Here is a 16786-nt window from a genome sequence, read left to right on the forward strand (position 1 = left end):
TAGTGACGATTTCCTGCAAATCATATAAGTAGTTTAAAATACACGCAATAAACAAAAAGGCGTGTTTTAAACACGCCTTTTTTAAACTCTCTGTCTGTTACGCTTTTTTTGCAAGTTCAGCGTTAATATAAAGCTGAATTTGCTCTTCAAGTACAGACATAGGAACCGAGCCATGACGCAAAATTTGATGATGGAACTCTCGCACATCAAAATCTTGTCCCAGTGCTTGTTCCGCTTCATGACGCAAGCGCTTAATTGTTAGCTCACCAATTTTGTAAGAGAGCGCCTGCGCTGGCCAAGAAATATAACGATCGGTTTCCGTTTTAACGTTATGTAATGACAGTGCAGTATTTTCACTCATAAACTTCATAGCCCGCTCACGACTCCAACCATACATGTGCATGCCAGTATCAACCACTAAACGCGCAGCTCGCCACATTTCGTAAGTTAGGCGACCAAAGTCACTGTAAGGGTCTTGGTAAAAGCCAGCTTCTATGCCTAAAAATTCTGAATAAAGCCCCCAACCTTCACCAAATGCCGATAAATATGCATTGCGACGATAACTTGGTAATGACTCAAGCTCAGCATTGAGTGATATTTGTAAATGATGACCAGGCACAGCTTCATGAAGTGTTAACGCTTCGAGTACATAGAGTGGACGCTTATCCAGTGCATACGTATTGACCCAATAGTAGCCGGCTTGATCATCACGACGCGAACCCGAGTATCGTCCGGTCGTATACTTAGGAGCAATACTTTCAGGCACTGGCGCAACGCCATAAGGCATTCTTGGTAAGGTATGGAATAACTTAGGCAATTGTGCATCCATTTTTTTCGCAATATAAGATGCTTCTTTCAATAATTCTTTTGGTGTTTTTGCATAAAACTGCGGATCGGTACGCAAGAAATGTACAAATTCAGCAAAACTACCTTCAAAGCCTACCTCTTTGATTATTTCATCCATTTCAGCACGAATACGCGCCACTTCCTTAAGGCCCAACTCATGGATTTCTTTTGGCGTCATATCAGTCGTGGTGTAGTACTTTGCACGGTTTTCGTAAAATGCTTTACCGTTTGGCGTACTAGAAATACCAATATCAGTGCGTGCACCTGGTTGGTATTCATCATTAAAGAAGGTGAGATAATCTTTATAAGCAGGAATAACTTGCTGTTTGATAATTTTTTTTGCTTGCTGTTGTAAGTTCACGAATTTGCTATGACTCACACCAGCAGTATTTTTTAAAAATGGTTTGTAGAACTCAGACTGAGTGGCATCATCAACAATATAAGCAGTAATTGAATCTTGATACCCTTCTAAAACCGCCTTGGGCTGTGTTAACCCTACTTCAAGGCCTTTACGCATCCAACCAATGTTTTGTTCAAAAAAGCGTGGTATTTGCTGTAATTTTGCTAGATATAGCTCGTAATCACTTGCTTTTGTGTAGTCTGAGCTTGAAATCATAAACGACAAGCTTGAGTGAAAACCATACTCAGATGTCAGTGGCATATAATGCGTATTAAAGACATATTCATCGACACTATTTTGTACTTGCCCACGTAAAATCGTTAAATTTATGCGATTTTCTTCCGACAGCTTATCGCGGTCAATTGCATCTAGCTCAGCAAGAAATTCAGTATTTTTTTGATATTTTTTCTCAAGAAATGAGGCTGAAAGGTTCTCTAATAAATAACCATCAACACCTTCGGCCTTACCATATGGATTAATACTCGCTCGATAATCAACAATGTGTTGCGCAACTTGAGTAAACTGCTGATCAGCATCCACTTTTGTTATTTGACATGCGCTTAAGGTACAGGCGAGTGCAACAGCAATCAGTGAATGATTTAATGTTCTAGATAGGGTTTGTCTCATGGGCTTCTTATTCATTTTAATCTTTATCGATAAAGTAACGTAGCATGTAAAAAAACCCAAACAAATGCGACCAAGCTCACCTAAAGTACGGTCAAATAAACACCATTGCAGAATCAACAATGCACAGTGTTTATACAGCTTTCAGTTACACTTGTTAAAGTTGCCGATAAAATCAACTAATGAACCCAAACGAAACAAATTTATGTTCCAAAGTTAGCGATTTTGCTTTTAAATAGACTCATTACAGATTACTGTAGACTGATATACCCAAATTAATTGAACACAAATTATCAATATAATTTGCGGATTATTGCTTGGAAGCAAAAGAAACCTTACGGAGGAGATGATTTTATGGTTGTTATGCGTATTTAGTGGTATTGAAAATGATGTTCCATGATTCCATGGTAATTGCCCAAGAAAAAATGACGAAGGTGTGTATCTTTTTAGAACATCACGCATTACCGCCGTCGCCGCTAAATTACCAAGTAGTTTACACTTACGTCAGCCAAGTAAATCCTAAACTCAATGCCACTCTCGACCGTGCAATAGCCCAAAAAGTCTCTATCGATTCAGTTTATATAGAACAGCTTTATTTTGATTTCATTGAGCAAGGCCACAAAATGAAAACGGCCATTGTTCGCAACGTTGACTCTGTTATTAATTCCTTATCTCGCGGCGCAAATAATAATGAACAACACATTGTTCGTTTTGCCGAGCATATAAATGATTGTGTTCATGCAATTGATGAGAACAACAAAGAACAAACACGCCACGCGTTAAAAATGCTGAGCAAGCAATCTGAGCAACTACTTGCTCAGCATCGTCAATTTAAACAAGAAATAGCCAAAGCCAAGTCGTTACAAGAGAAAACACAAAAACAACTCACGCAATTACGTAAGCAACACATAACTGATCAGCAAACAGGTTTATACAAGCGTCATTATTTAAACCAACAGACACAGTTATGGCTCGGCCAAAACAAAGCGATATGTGCAATTGCGATTCATATCGAAAACCTTGACCATTTTATTGATAATTACGGTGATGTCATTGGCGAGGTTATTTTGAATAAGGTCGCCAAGCAAGTACAAAAATATGTACTTGAAAGTGGTTTACCTGGCCGTACAGGCAAAGATGAATTTACCATCTTACTTGCCGACATAGAGCCTGAAACGGCCAATGTCATTGCTGAAAAAGTCCGTAATGGCGTTGAGAAACTTCGCTTTGTTAGTTCAAAAAATGGCACTAAATTACCTCCAATCCACTTAGCCCTTGGTATTGCCAAATATGAAAACGAGGGTGACTTTACCAACCTTGCCCGCAAAGCATCTCATGCAGCGGCGAAAGCTAAATCTCTGGGCCAAAGCAGTTTCATCGCAGGCCAGTAACCCTGCGCTTAATGATAAAAATAATCGCTAATCTGGTGATTTAGTTATAATCAAATTGCACCCTACAGCCACAATCAAGTACACTAGACTTTATTGCCACGATAGAGATTAATCATGAACGAGAATCAAGAAAAGACCACGCATTTTGGCTATAAAACCGTTGCTGAAAACGATAAAGCATCGATGGTTGCAGATGTATTCCACTCAGTTGCAGCAAAATATGATGTAATGAATGATCTCATGTCGTTTGGTATTCATCGTTTATGGAAACGTCAAACTATAGCAAGTTCAGGTGTTCGCAAGGGTCATCGTGTATTAGACCTAGCCGGTGGCACGGGTGATTTAACAGCTAAATTTAGCCAGCTTGTTGGTGACACAGGACAAGTCGTTCTTGGTGATATTAACTCTTCAATGCTTAAAGTTGGCCGTGAAAAGCTAAGAAACCTAGGCCACGTTGGCAATATTGAATATGTGCAAATGAATGCCGAAGCACTGCCATTCCCTGACAATAGCTTTGATTTAATCACTATCGCATTCGGCCTTCGTAATGTGACCGATAAAGATAAAGCACTACGTTCAATGTATAGAATTCTTAAGCCTGGTGGCCGTTTATTAGTGCTTGAGTTTTCAAAGCCTGAACAAGAAATTCTCAGCAAAGCTTACGACTTCTACTCGTTTAACATCCTCCCTAAAATGGGTCAACTTGTTGCTAATGATAGTGAGTCATATCAATATCTTGCAGAATCTATTCGCATGCATCCAGATCAAGAAACACTCAAAGATATGATGGAAGACGCAGGCTTTGAGCAAACGAGTTACCAAAACCTAACCGGTGGCATTGTCGCCCTGCACCGCGGCTTTAAGTACTAAAAGGCATAAATTATGTTAGCAAATGCTCTATTATCACTGGTAGAACGAGTTGTTAATCATGTCTTGCAGCTAGATAACTCTTTAAAGGATAGATTAGCTGCTATTGCCGATAAGCAATTACTCATAGAGATCCGCGACTGGCAACAGCGCATTTTGTGCGTTTACAGCAACGAGCAAATCCATTTATACAGCACTGAAGAGCTGAGTTTTGATTGTATGATCAGTGCTGATATAAATACGCTTTTAACACTCAAAAATCCCGCAATGCTGACTCAGCTAATTCGCCAAGATAAATTAGATTTACAGGGCGATTTAAATATAGCGCAAGGATTCAGTAATGCGTTTGCAGAGCTTGATATTGATTGGCCAGAGCATTTCTCACGTTATATTGGCGACGCGCCGGCTCAACAACTATGGCTTTCATTACAAACGCTCAAAACACGTGGCGCGCAAATGAAAGGCAAACTTGAAAAAACACTCACAACGTTATGCCAAGATGAGCTAGCAGTTACAATCCACCCGCTTGAATTAGCAGAATTTAAACAACAAAACCGTCAATTAAAAAGCCAAGTATCTCAACTGGAGATGCGAGTCAATGCTCTATTGAAATCATGCTAGTTTGCTAAGGATATTGTGTGTCTACTACACGTCTATACTTCATCACCAAAACATTACTTTGCTACGGCCTTGATGAGCTCATCCCACAAAAAAAAGTACCTTGGTTTGCCAAACTAGCCCGCGGCAGTTTATTTTGGTTGCGTAACCAACATAAAGATAAACCTGCAGGGATGCGTTTGCGTTTAGCCTTACAAAAACTTGGCCCTGTATGGATTAAATTTGGACAAATGCTTTCAACCCGTCGTGACTTACTCCCTCACGACGTCGCTCTAGAATTAGCGTTATTACAAGATCAAGTCGAACCATTTGAAGGTGAGCTTGCTCAACAGCTGATTGAAAAAGCACTTGGCATTAACGATATTAGTGAATTATTTAGCGATTTCTCGCAAACACCACTGGCATCCGCTTCCATTGCACAAGTACATACTGCCACCTTAATTGATGAGCAAGGTGCGCCACAAGATGTGGTGATCAAAGTGATCCGTCCTAACATCAAAGAGCAAATTGATGCCGACTTAATGCTCATGCAAAAAGTGGCAAGACTGGTTGCCAAGCTACTCAAAGAAGCAAAACGCTTACGTCCTATCGAAGTCGTAAACGAATACAAAAAAACACTGCTTGATGAACTTGATTTAATGCGTGAAGGTGCAAATGCGATTCAGCTGCGCCGTAATTTCGAAGAATCTGACTCACTCTATATCCCTTTTGTTTACAGTGACTATAGTCGCAGTAATGTGCTGGTTATGGAACGCATATATGGTATTCCTGTATCTGATACAGAGGCACTACTTGCACAAAATACCAACATGAAATTACTCGCTGAGCGAGGCGTTGAAGTATTTTTTACACAAGTGTTCCGTGACAGTTTTTTCCATGCAGATATGCACCCAGGTAATATTTTTGTCTCGCGAGAAAACCCGCACAACCCACAATATATTGGCATTGACTGTGGCATCGTGGGTACTTTAAACCGCGAAGATAAACGCTATCTTGCAGAAAACTTTATCGCCTTTTTTAACCGCGATTACCGCCAAGTTGCACAGCTGCATGTTGATTCAGGCTGGGTGCCCGCCGATACCTGTATTGAAGAGTTTGAATTTGCAATTCGTACTGTCTGTGAGCCTATTTTTAATAAACCATTGGCTGAAATTTCATTTGGCCATGTGTTGGTCAATTTGTTCAACACAGCTCGTCGCTTTAATATGCAGGTTCAACCACAATTAGTGTTACTACAAAAAACCCTGTTGTATGTTGAAGGGCTTGGTAGGCAACTTTATCCTCAACTCGATTTGTGGAAAACCGCTAAACCATTTTTAGAAGACTGGGTCAAAGAACAAGTGGGCCCGCTGGCTGTCATGAAAAAAATGTACGCAAACCTACCATTTTGGGCTGAAAAAATGCCCGAGTTACCGGATTTAATCTATCAAAACTTAAAGCGTCATCAACAACCTGTACAATTGCCGCCACAGCCATCGTCAAAACCTTTACTTTTAAGTATTTTTGCGGGGAGTTGCTTTATTGTATCAGGCCTGTGTTATTTGCAGGATGACCTAATTGCTGCTGGTATCACAACAGCACTTGCAGTTATTGGTTTTATTGCTGCATGGCGAAGCGCATAAACTAAGTGCTATTTATGTTTTGGCGAGTATAATCTAAACAAGTAAATTCATTAAATTTGACAATAATTGGAGTAACCCATGGGTTTTGGTGGTATCAGTATTTGGCAATTAGTCATCATTTTAGCAATCATCGTTTTATTATTTGGCACAAAAAAATTACGTGGCATCGGCGGTGATTTAGGCAGTGCTGTTAAAGGCTTCAAAAAAGCAGTATCTGATGATGAACAAGCAAATTCAAAAAACGAAAAAATAGAGCAAACGTCGAATACTACGCAAAACAAAGAAACCACAGAGAAAAGCAAAGACGACCATAAGGTTTAATCAGCATGGGGATGTGGGAACTCGTTGTTGTAATGATAGTAGGTCTAATTGTTTTAGGGCCTGAGCGCTTGCCTGTGGCGATTCGTACGGTAAACCGCTGGATAAAAACACTAAAGTCAGTGGCTAACTCAGTCAAAGCTGAGGTGAATGAAGAGCTTCGTATCCATGAACTTCATGAAGACTTGAAAAAAGCAGAGCAACAAAACCTACAGGAGCTTTCTCCTGAATTGAAAAGCTCTGTGGACGAGCTTCAAAAAGCAGCCCAATCAGTAACTCACAGTTACAAGAAACGTACATCCGAACAACTAGAAACGAAGAATAATGATGAAAAAAAGTGAATTTAATTTCTGCTTTTGTGGTCAATGATAATGAAGATGAATAATAAACTATGACCGAGCAAGCTCATACAGGCTTTGTTGGCCACTTAATTGAGTTACGAAATCGACTCATGAAAGCGTTGTTAAGCATTTTGCTAATATTTATCGGCTTGGTGTATTTTGCCAACGATATTTATGATTTTATTGCAGCACCATTAATCGCAAATTTGCCTAGCACAGCCACCATGATCGCAACGGATGTAACATCACCGTTTTTTGCACCGTTTAAACTCACTTTATTTGTTGCGTTATTTGCTGCTATCCCAATGATATTGCATCAAGTTTGGAGTTTTATAGCACCGGGCTTATATCAACATGAAAAGCGTATGCTCATGCCTATTCTAGCCTCTAGCATTTTGCTATTTTATAGTGGAATCGCATTTTGTTACTTTGTGGTGTTGCCTATTATTTTAGGATTTTTTACTAGCACGGGCCCTGATATGATGACATTAGCGCCTGATATTAGTAGCTATTTAGGCTTTGCTTTAAAACTGTTTTTTGCATTCGGCATTGCGTTTGAAATACCGGTGGCTATTATGCTGTTATGTTGGAGTGGCGCAACAACAACAAAAAGTTTAAAAGAAAAACGGCCTTATATTGTGGTTGGTGTATTCGTGATTGCCATGTTCTTAACACCGCCAGACGTACTGTCACAAACATTACTAGCATTACCTATGCTGCTATTATTCGAACTAGGCTTAATTTTGGCTGCATTTTACACTGCTAAGCCTCAACAGGAATCAGAGGAATAAAATGAAAAAACAACTCATTCCCATCGTTGCACTTTTCACGATTACTGGCACTGCGCACGCTAACGAAGTAAATATCCAAGCACTTCAAGCCTGCACTTTCGTTGAAAATGATTTTAATCGTTTACTTTGCTACGACAACATCATGGCAGGTAAATCACTAACAAAGCCTGCAGCCAAAAAACAGCTAGAAAAACCTGCCGCAACCAGCTCTTCTGCTACGGATACTAAAGCGGTTGTAGCGGCAGCACCTACTCAACAACCTATCCAAGCGAAAAATGACAACTTTGGTTTAGAGCACAAAGAAGTCACAAAAGAGAACGATGACGAAATCAGCGCGGTTGTTAAAAGTGTTGAACAGGCTGCTTATGGTGAACTCATTATTGAGCTTGATAACGGTCAGCAATGGCGTCAAGTAGGCTCTGATCGTATGCGCTTAAAAGCAAATGACACAGTGATAATTGAACGTGGTGTTTTCAACTCTTTCTTATTGAAAATCAAAGGCCAAAATCGCTCTATTCGCGTAAAACGTACTAACTAATGACTATTGAGCTTGTTGATGCTGGCGTCAACTTAAGCAATCATCAATTTGATGAGCATCATGATGAAGTGTTACAACGTGCAGCTCAAGCCGGAGTAAAACAGATGCTATTGATTGGCTGTGATTTACAGAGCAGCCAAGCATCATTAGAACTTGCAAAACGCCACTCCCTGCTGTGCACCTCAGGTATTCATCCCCATGATGCAAAAACGGCTGATACAGCTTTAGAACAGCAGCTAACCTTACTAGCAAGTCACCCAGAAGTCGTTGCTATTGGTGAGTGTGGACTCGATTATAACCGTGATTTTTCACCTCGCGATGTACAACGTACTGTATTCAGAAGACAACTCGCTCTTGCTGAAACACTTAATATGCCAGTCTATTTACACGAGCGCGATGCAAGCAAGGATATGCTCGCAATACTTAGTGAGTATAGTGTAAAAGGAGTGCTTCACTGCTTTACTGGTGATGAGTTTGCACTACAACGTTACTTAGAGAAAGGTCTTTATATTGGCGTTACTGGCTGGGTGTGTGATGAGCGCAGAGGAGAGCAATTACAATCATTAATACCTAGCATACCTTTAGAGCGCTTGTTGATTGAAACAGACGCACCTTTTTTACTTCCAAGAACAATAAAACCGAAACCAAAATCGCGTCGTAATGAACCTAGTTATTTAACCTATATCTGTCAGCAAATTGCTGATTTAAAAGGCTGCGAATTTACTGAGGTGGCAAAACAAACTACACTCAACTTTCAGCAATTATTTTCCATTAGGGGCTAAAATGACACGCCTATGGTCACTGTGTAGCGTACTCTTTGTTGTTTTATTCAGTCCCTATTTAGTGGCTAATCCTATTAATGTTGGCATTGATTTCAAGTCTCAGCAGCTTTTAAATGTTGAGTACACCCTTGCGCCTAGCACTGAACAACAGATTCTTAATAACAATCAAATAGAGTGGCTAGACAGTGATGGAACATCCCTTAATTTAGGTATGAACTTAACTCCTGTCTGGGTAAAACTCGCAATAAATAATACTTCCCTTACAGATATACCCGTTATTTTATCTATTGATAACCCCCTCTTAGATGAAGTTAATGTACTGCATACTCAAGGCACTAAAACTATTTTTGTCACAAAGATAGGCGATGCATTACCGCTTGCTAATCGGCAAATAAAGAGTGAGTCTTTGCTAGTATCGCTCACACTCCCTAAAGCAAGTCATACTACGGTCTATTTACAAGTAAAGAATGATGCAGGACTGCGTATCCCTTTAAGTTTATGGTCACCAAACGAGTATCTAAAACATAAAACGAAGTTTAACTTACTGTATGGTTTGCTGGTTGGTTTTATCTTGTCGCTCGCCATAACAAGCTTTGTTTTATATGGGTTTTCTAGGCGACATTATTTTGCTTATACAGGCATATTACTCACTTTGCTTTGGCTCACACTCGCTTACTTATACGGCTATGGTTATCGCTACTTACAGCCTGATGGCATCTCATTCCAGCAACTCGCTATTCCTAGCTTGCTGTTTATAAGTAGCGCTTTATTTGCACCACTGCAACAGGCTATTTTTGGTCCAGCTAAGCGTCGGCTTATACATGGGTTAGGGTATGCAATAATGCTACTCACCCTGTTCACGTGGTTTGTACCCGTTCATATCGCTCTGTCGCTATGTTTATTAAGTTTACCCATTTTTCTTAGCTTAATTGCTGCCATATCAGTTAAACACTATAATTATCAGTACACGCAGCCTTCTATCGCTTACTTGATTGCAATCAGCGCTTTTTTCTGTGCCATTATTTACAGTGCCTTAGGTGTATTTAATCCCTTTGATTTAAACATTGGCGTGTTATCACTCACCTTTGTGTGCTTCTTAATATGTAGCCTTAGTTTGAGTTACGCCGTGATAAAAATGTTTTTAATGCAGCGAGACGCTGAAGTAAGTGCTCAACAAAATGCCCTTGCCGAAAGTAAAGCCCAAGACACCCTCATGCGTGAGCGTTTAGCGATACAAGAGCAAGCGAGGCAAGACTTAGAAAGCAACATTGAAGAACGTACATTTGAGCTGCAAGTAACATTAAGAGAGCTTGAAGAGAAAAACCGAGCCCTCGAACAGCTCAATATGGAAGATGCATTAACAAAAACAAAAAACCGTCGTTACTTTGATAAAAAGCTATTGATGGATATACGCCGCTCGAGACGCGAGCAAACCCCCTTAAGTATTATAATGTTCGATATTGATCACTTTAAAGCGATTAATGACAACTATGGACATTTAACAGGGGATCAAACAATTCAGGCTGCTGCAAATATTATAAAAAACCACCTAAAACGTCCTCTTGATGATGTAGCAAGATATGGTGGGGAAGAATTTGTTGTGCTGTTGCCCAACACCCCTCATCGAGGCGCATTAGAAATTGCTGAGCAAATACGCAAAGCGGCTCAGAACACTGATATAATAGTCGCCGGAACAACGATTAAATTTACATTAAGTGCAGGCGTTTACAGCGCCATTGCTGAAGATATAAATAACCCAAATTTATTCACTGACTATGCCGATAAAGCCCTTTATCATGCCAAGCAATCAGGCCGAAATCGTGTAGTTAGTTATCCTCTACCAGACTAGGAGCATTAAAGAATGGCCCAATCAGGACTCGACCTCTTTCCTTATACCCGCATGCGCCGTATGCGCCGTGATGATTTCTCTCGTCGCCTAATGGCTGAAAACCAACTTACCGTCAATGACCTTATTTTCCCTGTATTTGTATTAGAGGGTAAAAACCGTCGTGAAGCGGTTGAATCGATGCCTGGTGTTGATCGCCTCTCAATTGACCTATTACTAGAAGAAGCCAAAGAACTAGTGGATTTAGGTATTCCCGCGGTTGCTATTTTCCCTGTGACTCCAAGCGATAAAAAATCTCTGCTCGCTGAAGAAGCTTACAACCCTGATGCACTTGCGCAACGAACTGTACGCGCACTCAAAGAAGCATTCCCAGAGCTCGGCGTTATCACCGATGCTGCGCTTGACCCTTTCACGGTGCATGGACAAGACGGGATTATTGATGAAAATGGCTATGTCATTAATGATGTCACGACTGAGATTTTAGTAAAACAAGCCTTATCTCACGCCGAAGCAGGTGCTGATGTAGTTGCTCCATCAGACATGATGGATGGTCGTATTGGTGCGATTCGTGAAGCACTCGAAGCTGAAGGTCATATCCACACACGTATTATGGCTTACTCTGCGAAATACGCTTCAAGCTACTATGGCCCATTCCGTGACGCTGTTGGTTCTGCGGGTAATTTAAAAGGTGCAGATAAGAAAACATACCAAATGGACCCTGCCAACTCAGACGAAGCAATTCGCGAAGTTGCACTAGACCTTCAAGAAGGTGCAGACATGGTTATGGTAAAACCAGGAATGCCATATTTAGACGTAGTTCGCCGCGTCAAAGATGAATTCGGTGTTCCGACATTTGCTTATCAAGTTAGTGGTGAATATGCGATGCATAAAGCGGCTATCGACAACGGCTGGCTTGCTGAAGAGGCAATCATCATGGAATCGTTACTTGCATTTAAACGAGCGGGTGCAGACGGTATTCTGACTTACTTTGCCAAGCAAGCAGCAACATGGTTAAAGAATAACCAGTAAGTTATTTATATCAGCAACCTAATAAACAAAAAACCCGCAACGAGTGCGGGTTTTTTTATAAAGGTCAAAAGGCTAATTATTTAGCAGCTTTTTTCTCTTTTTCTGCAGCGATTACAGTTTCAGCTACGTTCTGTGGACATGGTGCATAGTGTGAGAACTCCATAGAGAACTGACCACGACCAGACGTGATAGTACGTAAGTGACCGATGTAACCGAACATTTCTGAAAGTGGTACTTCACCCTTGATGCGAACGCCCATTGCGCCTGCTTCTTGGTCTTTGATCATACCACGACGACGGTTAAGGTCACCGATTACGTCACCCACGTTGTCTTCCGGAGTGAATACGTCAACTTTCATGATTGGCTCAAGAAGTTGTGCACCCGCTTTAGGGATAGACTGACGGAACGCGCCTTTAGCAGCGATTTCGAACGCGATTGCTGATGAGTCAACTGCGTGGAAAGCACCATCGAAAAGCTCAACTTCAACGTCTAATACTGGGAAGCCAGCTAGAACACCTTCTTCCATCATAGACTTGAAGCCTTTCTCAACTGCAGGCCAGAATTCCTTAGGAACGTTACCACCAACAACTGAAGATGTGAATGTGAAACCTGAGTTAGGCTCACCTGGCTTGATGCGGTAATCAATCTTACCGAATTGACCAGAACCACCTGATTGTTTCTTATGCGTGTAGCTATCTTCGATTTCTTTCGTGATAGTTTCACGGTAAGCAACCTGAGGTTGACCAACAACTAGCTCAACACCGTAAGTACGCTTAAGGATATCTACTTTGATATCTAAGTGAAGCTCACCCATACCTTTAAGGATGGTTTCGCCTGAATCTTCGTCAGTTTCAACTTGGAATGAAGGATCTTCTGCAACCATCTTACCGATCGCAATACCCATCTTCTCGTTACCACCTTTATCTTTAGGTGCAACAGCGATTGAGATTACTGGATCAGGGAAGATCATCGCTTCAAGTGTACATTCGTGCTTAGGATCACAAAGAGTGTGACCAGTTTGAACGTTCTTCATACCAACAACAGCGATGATATCACCCGCTTGTGCTTCAGAGATCTCGTTGCGGTCATCAGCTTGCATCTCAACCATACGGCCGATACGCTCAGTTTTACCTGTTGCTGAGTTAAGTACTGTGTCACCTTTTTTCATGCGACCAGCGTAGATACGGATGAACGTAAGTGCACCGAAACGGTCGTCCATGATTTTGAACGCAAGCGCTTTAAGTGGCTCATCAGCAGAAACTGTAGCAACTTCACCAGTAGGCTCACCTGTTTCAGGATCAGTTAGAGGCTGTGGATCAACTTCTGTAGGCGAAGGTAGGTAATCTACAACAGCATCAAGTACTAATTGCATACCTTTGTTTTTGAATGCAGAACCACAGAACGTTGGGAAGAACGCAAGGTCACGAGTACCTTTACGAATACAACGTTTGATGTCTTCTAAAGAAGGCTCTTCACCTTCCATGTACGCCATCATTAGGTCTTCGTCTTGCTCAACAGCAGACTCAACAAGCATTTCATGGTATTCATCAACTTTGTCTACCATGTCAGCAGGAACGTCTTGTACTTCATAGTTTTCAGGAAGACCAGTGTCATCCCAAACGTATGCTTTTTTCTCAAGTACGTCTACAACGCCGCAGAATTGGTCTTCGATACCGATTGGTAAAGTCATCACTAGTGGGTTAGCACCAAGTACTTTCTCAACTTGACCTACAACGCGGTAGAAGTCAGCACCCATACGGTCTAGTTTGTTTACGAAGATAACACGTGCAACTTCTGATTCGTTCGCATAACGCCAGTTAGTTTCTGACTGCGGCTCAACACCACCAGAACCACAGAATACACCGATACCACCGTCTAGTACTTTAAGTGAACGGTATACTTCTACTGTGAAGTCAACGTGTCCCGGAGTATCGATAACGTTTAAGCGGTGGCCTTTCCACTCACAAGTTACAGCTGCTGATTGGATTGTAATACCACGCTCAGCTTCTTGTTCCATGAAGTCAGTAGTAGACTCACCGTCGTGTACCTCACCAGTCTTATGAATTTTACCCGTAAGCTTAAGGATACGCTCAGTGGTGGTAGTTTTACCCGCGTCAACGTGGGCGAAAATACCAATATTTCTGTACTTCGATAAATCTGCCATTATTTTACTCTTAATAAAGTCGAAAAATTATTCGGCGGGAGTATAGCATTACTTAAAGCGAACATCACCATCGAAGTCGCTTAAAATGCAATCAATTTTATAAAATTTTTCTATGCTAAAGATAAGTGGTACTTTTTAAAGTAGCTTGAAATAATTTTACGCTGTAAAAATCACATAAAATCCGCGAACACACTAATAAAACACCGCTATCTAACTGGTAAGCATTTTATAACAGCGTTCAGGTCTACCAATGCTGCCATAGCTTTGATCAGCACTGACTTTTTCTGCTTCCAGTAAATATTCAAGGTATCGACGAGCCGTTGAGCGACTTACCCCAACTAAATCACCCATCTGCTGGGCAGTAAAATCCGTTCCTAGGTTCGCTTCAAATGCTTTTAGAATTTTTTGCAAAGTAAGCTGATCGACACCTTTAGGTAATCTAACAGGCGCTTTTTGCTGCTCTTGTGAACCAAAAAGGGTATCAACCATAGATTGTGTGACTTCATTTGCATCTGACAAACATTGCTGTCTTGCTTCAAAGCGCGCTAAAGCTTGATCTAAACGATTAAGCATAAGTGGTTTAACTAAAAAATCGCATGCACCAAGTTGCATGGCTTTTTCCAATGTTTCGACTTCTTTTGCCGCAGTTAACAGCATCACTTCACTTTTAAGCTCATTACGACGCAACTCATTTAACAGCTCAAGACCATTACCGTCAGGAAGGTGGATATCAAGCAGAATTAAATCTGCATCAACTGCTTGTAATAATGCTTTGGCTGTCGCTAAATTACCGGCAATACCCACCACTTGATATTGCCCTTGGCGTAATGTTTGACGCGCTCCTTGTTGACCTGCAATACCATGAGGAAGTAATAGATATTGCGCTAACAGCTGTGCAACCTCGACTTCATCTTCAACTATGACAACCGAATAAGTCATCTTCTTTACCTTTTATTTATAGGCTGATCATTTTTATTATTTTGGAATGTAGACACTTAAGCGTGCCCCCATCAGATCAGACTCACCTATTTCTAAACTACCACGACACGAATCTAAGTTGGTTTTAACTAAATAAAGACCTATGCCATGCTCTGCCCCTGACTTAGAACTGTATTGTGGTGTAAAAATCACATCCTTGTCATCGCCCAAACCAAAGCCGCTGTCTTCAACATCGAACAGCAAGGTTTTACTGGTTTCATCGACCGTAACTCGCACCTTGGGTGTACGTGTATCGCTGGCTCTAATCGCAGCTTCAATTGCGTTATCAATCAAATTGCCGAGTATAGAGACAACCCGTTCCAGCATATCTTTACGGGTGATCGATCCCAGTAAACTATCAGGGTTGAGCTCAAGGATTACATTAAGTTCACGGGCTTTATGGTATTTACCGACCAGTAACCCAGCAAGTACCGGATCTTGGATCCTTTCGAGTAAATGATGGATCTGCGCTTGTGAGCCTTTGCTTTCTTGGCCTATTAATTCAATAGCTTGATCCGTTTGCCCCATTTGAATTAACGCACCAATTAAGTTTAGCTTGTTTGAGTAATCATGCGTTTGCACCCGCAATAACTCAGCAAAGGCTTGCACTTTGGTTAATTGCTGCGATAAATATTCAAGCTCATCAGCAGGGCGCATACTCAACAAAATACCATCCGCCTGACCTTGCACTTGCAATGAATATCGCGACAACACAATACGCTTATCGGCAGCAAACAATTCAAAACCAACAATCGGTCGCTGTTGGTTATGCATTAAAAACTCGGTATGTTCAGGAAGTAAGTCTTCAAGCTTAAGTGGCTGATGGATACAGCTAGTCGGTTTGCCAAGGATTTCGCAGGCACGTTGGTTTAAGTTACGCACATTGCCTTCTGGATCAAGGGCGATAATACCGCTACGAACCGTATTCAAAATAGCATCTTGCTCAGAGAACAATCGTGCTATTTCATCTGGTTGCAAGCCAAAAATAGCATTACGAACCCGTTGACCAATATACACCGCAGCCAAAATGCTCAACCCCACTAACAATAAGCCCCAAAGCATGATTTCGGCGCTTCGAGCACGAATGAGCGGCTCAATCGATTGCACCAAAAACCCCACTGAAACAAGCCCTATTATCTCACCTGATTCAGAATAGACTGGCACTTTTCCGCGAATTGACTCACCTAAGCTGCCTTTCGCAATAGATACGTAGCGCTCACCTCTTAGTGCCGCTTGGCTATCACCCCCAACCATGTGCTTACCCAGCTTATTAGCATCAGGATGAACAATACGTGTTGTTTGGCTATCGCCAATAACGATAAAACTTGCTTCCGTTAATTCACGAATTTGCTCTATTTCAATATTAAGCTTTGCGTGGTCTTTTTGTGTGAGTAACGCTTTTTGTACATCATCTCGCGATGCGATGCTCGTTGCTAACGCCAGTGCCTTGTCACCCATGTGACTATGTAGACTCTGCGCTGTGATCTGATACACCAAAGCGCCAAACAACACAGCTTGTAAAACACATAGACCGGTAACCCAAATAATGAGTCGCGTTTCTAAGCGCTTTGGCTTTTTAACCATATGCTGAAATGGGTTTAGCTTATTGGTGTATCTCATCTTATCGCCTT

Annotated in this window: 15 protein-coding genes; 11 read left to right on the top strand and 4 right to left on the bottom strand. The window is 41.3% G+C overall.

From position 1 onward, the window contains the following. Positions 1-97 precede the first annotated feature (97 nt). The gene (locus tag L3V41_RS17570; RefSeq protein WP_062567524.1) at positions 98-1873 is read right to left on the bottom strand and encodes a DUF885 domain-containing protein; all 1776 of its coding nucleotides are present in this window, start codon (positions 1871-1873) and stop codon (positions 98-100) included. Between the two features lie 401 nt (positions 1874-2274). On the opposite strand from L3V41_RS17570, the gene L3V41_RS17575 reads away from it, so the two are divergent. From L3V41_RS17575 to hemB, 11 genes are all read left to right on the top strand, one after another. Beyond that, a complete protein-coding gene (locus L3V41_RS17575; RefSeq protein ID WP_062567552.1) occupies positions 2275-3261 on the top strand; it encodes a GGDEF domain-containing protein in 987 nt (328 codons plus the stop codon). Positions 3262-3375: 114 nt separating this feature from the next. After that, positions 3376-4131 (top strand): bifunctional demethylmenaquinone methyltransferase/2-methoxy-6-polyprenyl-1,4-benzoquinol methylase UbiE, encoded by a 756-nt coding sequence (gene ubiE / locus L3V41_RS17580; RefSeq protein ID WP_062567523.1) that lies wholly within the window; start codon positions 3376-3378, stop codon positions 4129-4131. Positions 4132-4143: 12 nt separating this feature from the next. Then, positions 4144-4749: an SCP2 sterol-binding domain-containing protein gene (locus tag L3V41_RS17585; RefSeq protein ID WP_062567522.1), complete on the top strand. Its 606-nt coding sequence runs from the start codon at positions 4144-4146 to the stop codon at positions 4747-4749. A 17-nt stretch (positions 4750-4766) separates the two neighbouring features. Beyond that, a complete protein-coding gene (gene ubiB / locus L3V41_RS17590; protein WP_062567521.1) occupies positions 4767-6368 on the top strand; it encodes a ubiquinone biosynthesis regulatory protein kinase UbiB in 1602 nt (533 codons plus the stop codon). A gap of 78 nt (positions 6369-6446) precedes the next feature. After that, on the top strand, positions 6447-6689 hold the full coding sequence (gene tatA, locus L3V41_RS17595) for a Sec-independent protein translocase subunit TatA (protein ID WP_062567520.1): 243 nt from the start codon (positions 6447-6449) through the stop codon (positions 6687-6689). A 5-nt stretch (positions 6690-6694) separates the two neighbouring features. Further along, entirely contained in the window at positions 6695-7027 is a 333-nt protein-coding gene (gene tatB, locus L3V41_RS17600; RefSeq protein WP_062567519.1) for a Sec-independent protein translocase protein TatB, read from the top strand. A 50-nt stretch (positions 7028-7077) separates the two neighbouring features. Next, on the top strand, positions 7078-7818 hold the full coding sequence (gene tatC / locus L3V41_RS17605) for a twin-arginine translocase subunit TatC (protein ID WP_062567518.1): 741 nt from the start codon (positions 7078-7080) through the stop codon (positions 7816-7818). A gap of 1 nt (position 7819) precedes the next feature. Continuing rightward, the gene (locus L3V41_RS17610; protein WP_062567517.1) at positions 7820-8356 is read left to right on the top strand and encodes a hypothetical protein; all 537 of its coding nucleotides are present in this window, start codon (positions 7820-7822) and stop codon (positions 8354-8356) included. Next, complete coding sequence (locus L3V41_RS17615; protein WP_062567516.1) at positions 8356-9138, top strand: TatD family hydrolase; 783 nt, start codon at positions 8356-8358, stop codon at positions 9136-9138. The genes L3V41_RS17610 and L3V41_RS17615 overlap by 1 nt, the downstream gene beginning before the upstream one ends. Before the next feature lies 1 nt (position 9139). Continuing rightward, on the top strand, positions 9140-10987 hold the full coding sequence (locus L3V41_RS17620) for a diguanylate cyclase (protein ID WP_237128197.1): 1848 nt from the start codon (positions 9140-9142) through the stop codon (positions 10985-10987). A gap of 12 nt (positions 10988-10999) precedes the next feature. Further along, on the top strand, positions 11000-12013 hold the full coding sequence (hemB, locus tag L3V41_RS17625; protein ID WP_062567514.1) for a porphobilinogen synthase: 1014 nt from the start codon (positions 11000-11002) through the stop codon (positions 12011-12013). A gap of 76 nt (positions 12014-12089) precedes the next feature. Here hemB and fusA read toward each other — a convergent pair whose 3' ends face one another. The 3 genes from fusA to L3V41_RS17640 form a co-directional block, all read right to left on the bottom strand. Beyond that, positions 12090-14177 carry an elongation factor G gene (fusA, locus tag L3V41_RS17630; protein WP_062567513.1) on the bottom strand — a complete coding sequence of 696 codons (2088 nt, stop codon included), beginning with the start codon at positions 14175-14177 and terminating at the stop codon, positions 12090-12092. Positions 14178-14387: 210 nt separating this feature from the next. Next, complete coding sequence (locus L3V41_RS17635) at positions 14388-15116, bottom strand: response regulator (RefSeq protein WP_237128198.1); 729 nt, start codon at positions 15114-15116, stop codon at positions 14388-14390. Between the two features lie 36 nt (positions 15117-15152). After that, a complete protein-coding gene (locus L3V41_RS17640) occupies positions 15153-16775 on the bottom strand; it encodes a sensor histidine kinase (protein WP_237128199.1) in 1623 nt (540 codons plus the stop codon). Positions 16776-16786 lie beyond the last annotated feature (11 nt).

This window comes from Pseudoalteromonas sp. L21, assembly GCF_021728035.1.
GTDB classification, from domain to species: domain Bacteria; phylum Pseudomonadota; class Gammaproteobacteria; order Enterobacterales; family Alteromonadaceae; genus Pseudoalteromonas; species Pseudoalteromonas arabiensis.